The following is a 10,968-nucleotide window of genomic DNA, read 5'->3' on the forward strand; positions in this document are numbered from 1 at the left end:
GGGCCGCATCAGCGCACTGGGCGGGATTCTGGCTGTTTCGCCGTGGAAAGACTAGAAGTCGCCCATGACCGAACAATCTTCCAGACAAATCGCCATCATTGGTGGCGGCCCCGCCGGCCTGATCGCCGCCGAACGGCTCAGCGCCCGCGGCCACGCCGTCACCGTTTACGAGCGCATGCCGACTCTGGGGCGCAAATTCCTCATGGCCGGGCGTGGCGGGCTCAACCTGACCCATAGCGATGACCGCGAGGCCTTTGTCGCGCGCTATCGCGAGGCCACCGGCTGGATGTCGTCCTGGCTGGAAATCTTCACCCCCGCGGATCTGTGCGCCTGGGCCGAGAGCCTGGACCAGCCGACCTTTGTCGGCACCAGCGGTCGTGTCTTTCCCAAGGCGATGAAGGCCTCGCCGCTGCTGCGCGCCTGGATCGCCCGGCTCGATGCCCAGGGCGTGCAGTTCCGCATGCGTCATGAGTGGGCAGGCTGGGGCGAGGACGGCGAATTGTTGTTCAACACGCCTGACGGGGAGATCACTATCGACAAGCCCGACGCCACATTGCTGGCGCTCGGCGGTGCCAGCTGGCCCAGGCTCGGTTCGGATGGTGGCTGGGCCGATAGGCTGCGCGCTCGCGATGTCGAGGTGCATGAGCTGGCCGCGACCAATTGCGGTGTCCAGATCGCCTGGAGCGAGATCATGAAATCGCGCTTCGCCGGCCAGCCGCTGAAGACGATCTCGATCAGCCTGAATGGCGAAACCGTGCGCGGCGAGGCGATGATCTCGGAATACGGGCTGGAAGGCGGCGCGGTCTATGCGCTCTCCACCCCGATCCGCAAGGCGCTGGCCACCGGTTATCCGGTAACGGCGACGATCGATCTGCGGCCCAATCACAGGATTGGCGAGATCACCGAGCGGATCGCGTCGGCGAAAAAGGGCCAGTCGCTGGCCAATACACTGCGCAAGGCCGGCCTGTCACCGCAGGCGATCGGCCTGCTGCGCGAGAGCGGTGAACTGCCCGGCGAGCCGGCCGATCTGGCCCGTCGGATCAAGGCGACGCCGGTCACCATCACCGCCCAGACCGGACTGGAACGCGCGATTTCCTCGGCCGGCGGCATTGCCCGCGAAGGGCTTGATATCGGCCTGATGCTCAAAGCCCTGCCGGGCGTCTTCGTCGCCGGCGAGATGATCGACTGGGAAGCGCCGACCGGTGGCTATCTCCTGCAGGGCTGTTTCTCGACCGGCATCGCTGCGGCACGCGGGATCGAGGTCTGGATGGGGCTGCAGACGCAGCCGGAAGACGTGGCAGTGTCCGGGGTCGTGGCTGACGAAGGCCCCCACACCGAATAATCGCGCCCGGCGTTTCATTCCTGCCTGCCCGGGTTATTCCTGGCCCGGGTATTCCTGTCTTCTCCGCCCCCTGGCGGCGCGGGGTTATAGTCATGCGGATTTCGCTCTTTGACACCGTGGATGGATCACCAAAAACGCGCCCGCGCCGCGCCGGAATACCCGCGGCGGCGGGCATTGGCCTGGCGCAAATCCGGTCTCGCAATGGCAGGCTGACAGCCTCTGTCACACCTCCAGTCATCGCGTCCGGGCCTTTGCCGGCAGGGCTGAAGCCCAATAATGACAGAGTGGCAGACTGGCAGTGTTTTTCCCGCGCAAGCGGAACAGACACACTCTGCCGCCCCCGGGCTGGCCCGGCTGTCATACCCGCCAAGGCGTGACGGAAACCGGCGCGTCAGACGAATCTAGCGGAGCAGCTCATTGATCGAGGTTTTCGAGCGGGTCTGGGCATCGACGCGCTTGACGATCACGGCGCAGGCCAGTGACGGTCCGCCCTTGGGATCGGGCAAGGTGCCGGGCACCACGACCGACCAGGCCGGGATCTCGCCGCGCGTGATCTCGCCGGTGGCGCGGTCGACGATCTTGGTCGACTGGCCGAGGAAAACCCCCATCGAGATCACCGCGCCGGTGCGCACGATGACGCCTTCGGCGACTTCGGAACGGGCGCCGATGAAGACGTCGTCCTCGATGATGACGGGACCCGCCTGCAAGGGCTCCAGCACGCCGCCAATGCCGACACCGCCGGAGATATGCACCCGCTTGCCGATCTGGGCGCAGGAGCCAACCGTCGACCAGGTATCGACCATCGTGCCTTCATCAACAAAGGCGCCGAGATTGACATAGGAGGGCATCAGCACGACGCCCGGCGCAATATAGGCGCCGCGGCGCACGGCGCAGGGTGGTACGGCGCGGAAACCCGCCGCCTTGAATTCGGCCTCGCCCCAGCCCTCGAACTTCGACGGCACCTTGTCCCACCAACCGGCGCCGGCAACGCCGCCATCAATCAAACCCATCGGGTTGAGACGGAAGCCCAGCAGGACGGCCTTTTTCAGCCATTGATTGACGGTCCAGTCACCATTGCCCGCCTGTTCGGCAACGCGGGCCTTGCCGCTGTCGAGCAGCTGGATCGCGGCCTCGACGGCCTCGCGAATTTCGCCCGTCGTGTCGGTCGAGACCGAGTCGCGATTGTCCCAGGCGGATTCGATGATGGTCTGGATCGGGTCAGTCATGGGCGGTCTCCGGTGTCGTGGATGTCCGCATTTCGCCCAGGAAGGTCGTCAGACAGTCGGCGGCGAAATGGACATGGTCGGGATCTTCGCCGGCAAGGCTGTGATCTTCCGTTCGCAGGCCTTCCTTCGCGCGGATCAGCACGGTTGTGAACCCCATTTCATGGGCGGTTTTCAGATTGCGGACAGAATCCTCGAACAGGACCGAGCGTGGCACCGGCAGGTCGAAGCGGGCGGCGAAACGGTCAAAACCCTCGCGATGGGGTTTGGGCGTGAAGCCCGCCGCCTCGACGTCGAAAATGTCATCGAACAAATGGTCGATGCCCAGATGCGCCAGCACGTTCTCGGCATGTTTCAGCGAGCCATTGGTGTAGACCAGACGCTTGCCGGGCAGGGCGCCGAGATGGCGGATCAGTTCGGGATTGGCCGGGATGACGCTGTGGTCGATATCGTGCACGAAGTCGAGATATTCGCGGATATCGAGCGGATGGTTGGCCATCAGCCCGTGAAGGGTCGTGCCATAGTCACGCCAGTAGGACTTCTGCAGCAGCCGGGCCTCGTCATGGGGCAAGTCGAGCAGGCGGGCGACATATTCGGTCATGCGGGCGCTGACCTGGGCCATGACCGGCGCATCGGACGGGTAGAGCGTGTCGTCGAGATCAAACACCCAGTGATCGATATGGGTCAGGTCGGGGCGGTCAGCGGTCACGTCTTGGGCCTGCAAAATCGGATTCCTCGATCATGATCCGCACGCCGCCATCGACGGGTTCGGGGATGCGGCGGAAATTCGCCGTGGCATAGCCGCGCTCGGTGCAGCCGGTGCGCTCCTCGGCGAGGAAGCGGGCCGGAGCGATACAGAAAGCGTCCGTGCCGCCATTCAGCGGCCGGCGCGTGGCGGCATTGATCCGCTCGGCATAGTAATAGGTGTTTGTCGTCTCGATCCGCGCCGCCAGAAGGCGCGCACATTCGCCGGCATGCAGGCGCCACCAGCCGCGCGATTGCAGGATTTCGCCGGCCCGATAGCCGATCGCGGTCGCGATATCCCCGTCTGATTCATTGCAGATCGTCATGCCGCTCTGGGCATTGCGGGTCATGGCGCGCGATTCGAGGGCGTCGATCAGGGCCGTATTGGCTGGCCGCGTCGTCAGCTCCGCATCGGTCATGAAACGGGCGATGGCGCGATCGGTGCCGCGGCCGTCATAGCCGTCGACAGCCGTGATCGGATAGCCTGCCGATTGCAGCAGGCGCTGGATGCCGGCGACTTCCGCATGCGTGCCGAAATCGTCTGGCCCGACCAGCACCGTCCGGTCGCGTTGATCGCCCTCGCGGACGATGAATTCGCGCGAGGCAAGGCCGAGCGCGGCACAGCGGGTATTGGCGACGACCTCGAAATCGGCCTCGTCGACACACAAGGCCATGGTGCCGCGCCATTCGCGCACGCCGCCGAGATAGGCATCGCTGGTCTTGGCGTAGAAATAGAGCGGTTGATCGTCGGCCAGTTCGACATCGCCGGCCACTTCACTGCACTCGCCCGGCCGCATCCGCATCCAGCCCTGGATCGCAACGCCACCGGCGACCGGCCAGCCGGTCGCGACATGGACGATATAGCTGGTCTGGTTGCAGACATCATAGGCGCGCGCCGGAGCGGTGGCGCACAGGGAGAGGCCGAGGAGGATCAGAAGGCGCATCAACATGAGGCTTGGCTCCCTATCCGGCACCGCCAGGCAAAAGCGAGGCGATTTCGGCACGCAGATCGTCGAGACCCTGCCGCTTGCTGCTCGAGGTCGCCACCACACGCGGGAAGGCGGCGGGGCGTTTGCGGATTGCCGCGAGCGATTCCTCGATGGTCCGTGCGACCTGCGGTGGCTTGATCTTGTCGCACTTGGTCAGCACGAGCTGATAACTGACGGCGGCCTCGTCAAACACATCCATGATGGCCTGATCGACCGGCTTGAGCCCGTGGCGGCTGTCGATCAGCAGATAGACGCGCTTGAGATTCACGCGGCCGCGCAGGAAGGCCCGGGTCAGCCGCGTCCATTTGTCGACCACATCCTTGGGCGCCTTGGCGAAGCCATAGCCCGGCAGATCGACCAGGCGCAGCTTGCTGCCCTCGAGGTTGAAGAAATTGAGCTCGCGGGTGCGTCCCGGCTCGCCCGAAGCGCGCGCCAGTCCGACCTGGTTGGTCAGCCCGTTGATCAGGGACGACTTGCCGACATTGGAACGGCCGGCAAAGGCGACTTCGGTGCGATCCGGCGGAGGCAGGTGATCGAGATCAACCGCTCCCATCAGGAAGTTGCACGGGCGGGCAAACAGCAGCCGCCCGGCCGCCAGATCAGGTTCCCCGGACGCGGTCAGTTTCCGCCTCCTCTCATGCGGTCACGGATATGGGCGATCAGCTTGTCGAGCTGGGTCTCATTCCCGTGGCGGCGCATGATGATGTATTGCTGGGTGACCGAGAGCGCATTGTTCCAGGCCCAGTAGATCACCAGGCCGGAGGCAAAGCCTGCCAGCATGATGGTGAAGACGAAGGGCAGGAAGGCGAAGATTTTCGCCTGCATCGGATCGGGTGGTGGCGGGTTGAGTGCCTGCTGTGCGGCCATCGTCAGGCCCATCAGGATCGGCCAGATGCCGATCGCCAGCACGCCGCCGAGGATCGGCCAGCTGGATGGATCGAAGGGCAGAAGGCCGAACAGGTTCCACATATTGGTCGGATCAGGTGCTGCCAGATCGCGGATCCAGCCGAAGAAGGGCGCGTGCCGCATCTCGATGGCGTTGAACAGGGTCTGGTAAAGGGCAAAGAAGATCGGGATCTGCGGCAGGATTGGCAGACAGCCGGCCAGCGGATTGATCTTCTCTTTCTTGTAGAGATCCATCATCGCCTGTTGCTGCTTCTGCTGGTCAGCGGCGTAGCGTTCCTTGATCTCGGCGATTTTCGGCTGCACCGTTTTCATCTTCGCCATCGAGGCAAAGGCGCGGTTGGCGAGCGGGAACATCACGATCTTGACCATCAGGGTCAGGGCGAGGATTGCCAAGCCGACATTGCCGGTCAGGTTTTCCAGATGGTGCAGCAGCCAGACGAAGGGGCGCGCGAGGAACCAGAGCCAGCCCCAGTTGATGGCCATGTCGAGTTTCTGGATGCCCTGGTCATTCTGGGCCGCCTGCAGGACGTCGAGTTCCTTGGCACCGGCGAAGATGTGCGAGGTCGAGCTCAGCGAGGCACCGGCCGGAAGGATCTGTGCGGTTTCCACATAGCTCGACTCGAAGGCCGTGATGCCGGCGCGCTCGATGGTGCGGAAGCGGGCGGTGAAATTGCGGCTCTGGTCGGGAATGGCGGCGGCCATCCAGTAACGCATGGTGATGCCGGCCCAGCCGCCAACGCCGCTGGCCTCATCTTCCTCGCCATCTTCGAGCTTGGAAAACTTGCGCTGGATCAGGCGGCCGTCGACCACGGCGAGCGCGCCTTCGAACACGGCCATATTATTGGTCAGGTCGGTCGGCATGCCTTCATCGCGCACCAGACCGTAGCGCTGCAGTTCGACATCACCGCCTGTGGTGTTGGTGACGGTGTCGGAGATGGTGAAGAGGTAATTTTCGTCAATGCTGATCGTGCGCTCGAAATGCAGGCCCGATGCGCTGTCATAGCCGATCACGATCGGCGTTTCTTCGGTCAGGACATTGCCGGAGAGCAGGGTCCATTCCGTGCTGCCACCGGGCAGGTCGGCAAAGCCCGGAGTGGGCGACTGCCAGCCATCGCGGACGTAGAAGACATCCCCGCTGCCGATGGGGTTGAGCAGGGAGATCAGCTCGGTGCCGCCGACTTCGACCGTATGGCGGCGCAGGCGCAGATCATCGAAACGGGCGCCGGTCAGCGAAATCGAACCTTCAACACTCGGCGCATTGATTTCGACGCGCTGGGCTGTGGCCAGTGCTTCGGGGCGGTCGAGCGCGGAGATGGTCGGTTCCGAAGTCAGGGCCGCGGGGAGGTCGGGATCAATGCCCTGTTCGACCAGGGCGGCCTGTTCGGCCTCGATCGCCGCGCGCTGGCGCTCCTGCGCCGGGCCGGTAATCAGGAACTGATAGCCAAGCATGATGACCAGCATCAGCCCCAGCGCGATAAAGAGATTGCGTTGTTCTCCGCCCATAACAGTCAGGCCTCTCAGGCTCGTTGTTTCGCGTTGCCCGGGGCCTCGTCGGACGCGAGGCTCACCAATGCACTTTCGACATCTTGCAGCAAACGCGGCCAGGCCCGATCGGCGGTAGTCGCGCGTGCAATGAATACATAGTCAAAGCCGGGCCGTCCGTGGAGGGGCAGTAGCAGCCGCGCCGCTTCGCGCAGGCGCCGCTTGACCCGGTTGCGGACAACCGCATTCCCGACTTTCTTGGTGGCAGTGAAGCCAAGGCCCAAACGCAAAGCGCCGTCCCGCTGGCGTGCCTGAATAACGACACCCGACCGGACGGCCTTTTTACCCTGTGCGCAATGCAGGAACTCACGCCGCTTTTTCAGCCGGTCAATGGCTGGCGGCGTGGTGTCCATGGTCGTTAAGCGGAAAGCCGCTTGCGACCCTTGGCACGGCGGCGTGCCAGAATTTGACGACCAGCTTTCGTCGCCATACGCGCACGGAAGCCGTGCCGGCGTGAGCGGACGAGCTGGGACGGTTGAAAAGTGCGTTTCACGGTCGCGCTCCATCGGCGATCAATTCAAGAGCGGCGCTAATACGCATATGTAGAGCGGGCGTCAAGCGCGTCGGCGGTTATTCGCATCACAACAGGGTGCCGAAAATGCAGCGGCGGTGTAGGAATGAGCGATGGAAATTCCGGCATTGACCGATTCACCCACCGCGAAAGGGCGGGTCCGCCTGCGCCTTGCGGCGGGGCTGGTACTCTTGTCTGCCATGCTGGTCGCGCTCTGGCTGGGTGCGACGCCGCAAGCCCTGGTCGATCTGGCGCGCGGGAATGGCGATGTCGGCTGGGTCGGCGATCATCTCCTGCTGGCCAGCCTCGCCTATGCCCTCTTCTACATGCTCGCGGTCACGGTCTCGTTGCCGGGGGCGCTCTGGTTCAGCATCGGCGCGGGATTTCTGCTCGGCGCCGCGGCGGCGATTCCCGTCTCGCTGGCGGGAATCACTTTCGGCGCTGCCAATGCCTGGCTGATCATGCGGTTTCTGGCCGGCCCCGGCCTGCGGCAGCGTGCCAAGGACAGGATCGCGCGGTTCTCCGAAGGCTTTCATCGCAATGAATTTGCCTATGTGATCCTGTTGCGCGTGCTGCCGCTCCCCTTCTTCCTCGTCAATCTGGCGGCAGCGCTGCTGGGGCACCGTTTCCTCGCCTTCTTTGCCGGCACGCTGATCGGCTCACTGCCCTCCGTTGTCCTCTACGCCAATCTCGGGGCGGGCCTGGGCGAGTTGGTCGAGGCGGGGGTGCGGCCGGGCCTGTCCGATCTGACGCGGCCGTCCTTCCTGATCGCCGTGGCCATGGTGGCGCTGATGGCCGCCGTCGCGATCGGCCACCGGCTCCGGGTACGCCGCCGGGCCCGTGCTGCCTTGTCGCGGCCGGAGCCCTAGGATATGGGGCGCACCATCCATGCCTGAGACACCCCAACCTCCCGCCGCGCCGACCGGTGCACTGCCCCGGCTGGGCCGCGCGATCGCAGCGGTCTGCCGCGGCATGATCGAAAGCCTGCCCGGGCAATTGCTGATGCTGACCGTCGGCTTCATCGCGATCGGTGTTGTGCTGGTCTATTTTCCCGCTTCGGCGGGATTTCGCCTGCAATGGATGATGGACCGGGCCGAGGCGGCGCACCTGGCGGCGCTGGCGGCGGATGTCGCCCCCGGCGGCGCCCTGGGTGAGGATGAGGTCTGGGCGCTGCTGGCCGGCGCTGACGCGGTCGCTGTCTCGCGGGTTCGCGACGGCATGAACGAGTTGGTGCTCTATGCCGGTCCGATCGATGGCGAACTGGCGGAGAGCGATGTGCGCACCACCGGCTGGATCGGACATGTGCGCGACACCATTGAAACCATGACCGCCCCGCCGGGACGCTTCTTGCGCATTCGCGCCACGCCGATGGGCCGGCCCGGCGAGCTGATCGATGTCATCGTGCACGAGGCACCGCTGAAGGAGGCGCTGGCGGTGTTTTCACGCCGCTATCTGGTCTATTCGGCGCTGATCGCCTTGGCCGTCGGTACAATCATCTATCTGGCCCTGTTCTACATGTTCGTCCGGCCGATGCGGCGGTTGGCCAACGCGATGATCCGCTTTCGCGGCGCGCCCGATGATCCGGCCCTGACGATCCGGCCCGGCGGTGCCCGCAACGAGATCGGTCAGGCGGAAGCGGAGCTGGCACGGATGCAGGCGGAAATCCGCCAGGCCCTGCTGCAGCGCGAGCGGCTGGCGGCGCTGGGAGAGGCGGTCGCCACCATCAATCATGATCTGCGCAATGTCCTCGCCAGCGCCCAGCTGGTTTCTGACCGTCTCGCCATGGACAGCGATGACCGTGTGCGCGGCATGGGTGAGCGGCTGGTGCGTGCGGTCGATCGCGGTGTGCGGCTGTGCGAGGCGACGCTGGAATTCGGCCGCGCCGAGGAAAGCCCGCCGGTGCGCCGCAATATCGTTCTGACTGAATTGCTCGAGGAAGCGGCGCGCGATGCATTGCTGGTTGAGGGGCAGGCACAGGTCGACTGGCGCAACCGGGTCGGAGCGGAGCATCAGCTCAATGCCGACCCCGATCACGGACACCGGATATTCCTGAACCTGTTTCGCAATGCCATCCAGGCGATGTCGGCCAATTCTGCCGCGGCAGTGCTGGAAGTCGTTGTCGTTTCGGAGCCGGGCTTCTGCCGCATCGAGGTCAGCGATACCGGTCCGGGCGTGCCCCAAAGGGCGCAGGACAATCTCTTCCGGCCCTTCGCCGGCTCGACCAAGCGGGGTGGCACCGGTCTGGGCCTCTCGATCGCGCGCGATCTGGCGCGGGCGCATGGGGGCGACGTCGAACTGGTATCGACCGGACCCGGGGGCACCGTGTTTGCGGTGCGGCTTCCCGTCTAGATTTTTTCGCTGACCTTGATTGCCAGGCGGCAACCGGCCTGGATCAGCCCTGACAGGACCGGATAGCCCGGCGCGTCTTTCGCACCTTCCTCGATCGCCAGATCGCGATGCGCCAATTCCTCGTTGCGGAACTGGTCGAACCTGTCGGCGAGCTCATCTTCGCCCATGGCGCGCAGCTCGGTGATCTGGCCGGCATAATGCTGCTCGATCACGCTCTCCACGGCCTCGGTACAGGCATGGGCCGCCTTGTCGCCCATCAGTGCGGTGACAGCCCCGAGGGCATGGCCGGCCACGTTCCAGATCGGGCCCAGCGCGGTCGGGCGGGCGCGGTGCTCCACCAGCAGGGCGTCGAAGGCCTCAAGATGGACCTGTTCGTCGGCTTCCATTTCCTCGAGCTGGCGGGCGATGCGGGCCTTCTGCGGCAGTTTGCCGTAAATCGCCCGCTGGCCGCCATAGATCGCGACGGCGCCGTATTCGCCGGCATGATCAACGCGCAGCATCTGTTCGATCCTTTGCGGATCACGACGCTTGCCGGGCAGGGGAATGCCTGGCTGGGGGATGATTTCGCTTGCGGCCTTGCCGGCGGGTGTTTCGGTCATGATGCCTTCAGCCCCCGCAGGCCGACCCAGCCCGCGACCACGGCCATGACGGCAGAAATCATGGCATTATAGCCAGCCATGGAAATGCCCAGCATGCGCCAGGCGGCTTCGTCGCACAGCACGACCGGGCGCTCGCCATTGAGGGCAGCCATGATGTCGCTGGCGCTGATGCTGGCGCCGCCCGATGCGGTGCAACTGGCCGGGCCGTCCCACCAGTCATTCTCGATTCCGGCATGCCAGAAGGCGAACCCGGCCGAGTACAGCAGCAGCGCTGCCATCAGGAACAGGATCCAAGGCGTGAAGCGGGCAAGATCCGGCTTGAGCATCAGGCCGAGGCCGCTGGCAAAGCCGAGCGCGATCACCGCCATGTGGATGTGACGTTGATCATAGCAGAGGGCGCAGGGGTCATAGTGACCGATATATTGAAAACCCCAGGCGCCGAACATGATCAGCAGCGAGGCACCGCCGATCAGCAGCGGCCAGCGGGTAAGCGGGAATTGGGACAGGACTGGGTTCATTGCCGGCATGATGATCGACCTTGATTACGCTCGCACCGTGACCAATGCGCACACTGGAAAACGGAACTCAAAAGACAGATTGCAGGAAGGTCTTGATCACATCAATGACCGTATGTCCGAACACAAGCAGCAGGGCGATCCAGACCAGGCCGAGGATCAGCCCGCCAATCACCAGCAGCCCGTCTCGGGTCAACAGGCCCAGGGCGGCAATGGCGAGCGCGATGCCCGGCGTGGCCGACGCTGAT

The 10,968-nt window shown here is 64.7% G+C and carries 13 protein-coding genes; 3 read left to right on the forward strand and 10 right to left on the reverse strand.

Annotation, left to right across the window (positions count from 1 at the left end):
• Positions 1–64 precede the first annotated feature (64 nt).
• A complete protein-coding gene (locus tag ACN0YF_RS09795; RefSeq protein ID WP_417494230.1) occupies positions 65–1,342 on the forward strand; it encodes an NAD(P)/FAD-dependent oxidoreductase in 1,278 nt (425 codons plus the stop codon).
• A gap of 401 nt (positions 1,343–1,743) precedes the next feature.
• Here the strand turns inward: ACN0YF_RS09795 and dapD are convergent, their stop codons facing one another.
• The 7 genes from dapD to rpmH are packed head-to-tail and all read right to left on the reverse strand — an operon-like array spanning position 1,744 to position 7,239.
• Complete coding sequence (gene dapD, locus ACN0YF_RS09800) at positions 1,744–2,568, reverse strand: 2,3,4,5-tetrahydropyridine-2,6-dicarboxylate N-succinyltransferase (protein WP_417494231.1); 825 nt, start codon at positions 2,566–2,568, stop codon at positions 1,744–1,746.
• Positions 2,561–3,274: a pyrimidine 5'-nucleotidase gene (locus ACN0YF_RS09805; protein ID WP_417494232.1), complete on the reverse strand. Its 714-nt coding sequence runs from the start codon at positions 3,272–3,274 to the stop codon at positions 2,561–2,563. Before ACN0YF_RS09805 ends, dapD begins: the two co-directional genes overlap by 8 nt.
• Positions 3,264–4,259, reverse strand: a complete 996-nt coding sequence (locus ACN0YF_RS09810; RefSeq protein WP_417494233.1) for a DUF1036 domain-containing protein — start codon at positions 4,257–4,259, stop codon at positions 3,264–3,266. Before ACN0YF_RS09810 ends, ACN0YF_RS09805 begins: the two co-directional genes overlap by 11 nt.
• 13 nt (positions 4,260–4,272) lie before the next feature.
• Complete coding sequence (gene yihA / locus ACN0YF_RS09815; RefSeq protein WP_417482405.1) at positions 4,273–4,881, reverse strand: ribosome biogenesis GTP-binding protein YihA/YsxC; 609 nt, start codon at positions 4,879–4,881, stop codon at positions 4,273–4,275.
• A gap of 35 nt (positions 4,882–4,916) precedes the next feature.
• On the reverse strand, positions 4,917–6,707 hold the full coding sequence (yidC, locus tag ACN0YF_RS09820; RefSeq protein WP_417482308.1) for a membrane protein insertase YidC: 1,791 nt from the start codon (positions 6,705–6,707) through the stop codon (positions 4,917–4,919).
• A 14-nt stretch (positions 6,708–6,721) separates the two neighbouring features.
• Complete coding sequence (gene rnpA, locus ACN0YF_RS09825; RefSeq protein ID WP_417482307.1) at positions 6,722–7,099, reverse strand: ribonuclease P protein component; 378 nt, start codon at positions 7,097–7,099, stop codon at positions 6,722–6,724.
• Between the two features lie 5 nt (positions 7,100–7,104).
• On the reverse strand, positions 7,105–7,239 hold the full coding sequence (gene rpmH, locus ACN0YF_RS09830) for a 50S ribosomal protein L34 (RefSeq protein WP_417468573.1): 135 nt from the start codon (positions 7,237–7,239) through the stop codon (positions 7,105–7,107).
• Positions 7,240–7,385: 146 nt separating this feature from the next.
• On the opposite strand from rpmH, the gene ACN0YF_RS09835 reads away from it, so the two are divergent.
• Both ACN0YF_RS09835 and ACN0YF_RS09840 read left to right on the forward strand, forming a co-directional pair.
• Complete coding sequence (locus tag ACN0YF_RS09835) at positions 7,386–8,126, forward strand: TVP38/TMEM64 family protein (RefSeq protein WP_417494234.1); 741 nt, start codon at positions 7,386–7,388, stop codon at positions 8,124–8,126.
• Positions 8,127–8,145: 19 nt separating this feature from the next.
• Positions 8,146–9,606, forward strand: a complete 1,461-nt coding sequence (locus ACN0YF_RS09840; RefSeq protein WP_417494235.1) for an ATP-binding protein — start codon at positions 8,146–8,148, stop codon at positions 9,604–9,606.
• On the opposite strand, the gene ACN0YF_RS09845 is transcribed toward ACN0YF_RS09840, so the two are convergent.
• From ACN0YF_RS09845 to ACN0YF_RS09855, 3 genes are all read right to left on the reverse strand, one after another.
• Entirely contained in the window at positions 9,603–10,205 is a 603-nt protein-coding gene (locus tag ACN0YF_RS09845; RefSeq protein WP_417482304.1) for a demethoxyubiquinone hydroxylase family protein, read from the reverse strand. The genes ACN0YF_RS09840 and ACN0YF_RS09845 overlap by 4 nt on opposite strands.
• Positions 10,202–10,732: a disulfide bond formation protein B gene (locus tag ACN0YF_RS09850; protein ID WP_417482303.1), complete on the reverse strand. Its 531-nt coding sequence runs from the start codon at positions 10,730–10,732 to the stop codon at positions 10,202–10,204. The genes ACN0YF_RS09845 and ACN0YF_RS09850 overlap by 4 nt, the downstream gene beginning before the upstream one ends.
• A gap of 58 nt (positions 10,733–10,790) precedes the next feature.
• The coding region (locus tag ACN0YF_RS09855) for an exopolysaccharide biosynthesis protein (RefSeq protein WP_417494270.1) at positions 10,791–10,968 on the reverse strand (178 nt) is incomplete at its 5' end.

Source organism: Maricaulis sp., from assembly GCF_048270265.1.
Taxonomy (GTDB): domain Bacteria; phylum Pseudomonadota; class Alphaproteobacteria; order Caulobacterales; family Maricaulaceae; genus Maricaulis.

Coding starts and splice junctions, on each gene's coding strand:
- ACN0YF_RS09850 (WP_417482303.1), bottom strand. CDS start 10,732: ATGCCGGCAATGAACCCAGTCCTGTCCCAATTCCCGCTTACCCGCTGG.
- ACN0YF_RS09845 (WP_417482304.1), bottom strand. CDS start 10,205: ATGACCGAAACACCCGCCGGCAAGGCCGCAAGCGAAATCATCCCCCAG.
- rnpA (WP_417482307.1), bottom strand. CDS start 7,099: ATGGACACCACGCCGCCAGCCATTGACCGGCTGAAAAAGCGGCGTGAG.
- ACN0YF_RS09810 (WP_417494233.1), bottom strand. CDS start 4,259: ATGTTGATGCGCCTTCTGATCCTCCTCGGCCTCTCCCTGTGCGCCACC.
- ACN0YF_RS09795 (WP_417494230.1), top strand. CDS start 65: ATGACCGAACAATCTTCCAGACAAATCGCCATCATTGGTGGCGGCCCC.
- ACN0YF_RS09840 (WP_417494235.1), top strand. CDS start 8,146: ATGCCTGAGACACCCCAACCTCCCGCCGCGCCGACCGGTGCACTGCCC.
- yidC (WP_417482308.1), bottom strand. CDS start 6,707: ATGGGCGGAGAACAACGCAATCTCTTTATCGCGCTGGGGCTGATGCTG.
- dapD (WP_417494231.1), bottom strand. CDS start 2,568: ATGACTGACCCGATCCAGACCATCATCGAATCCGCCTGGGACAATCGC.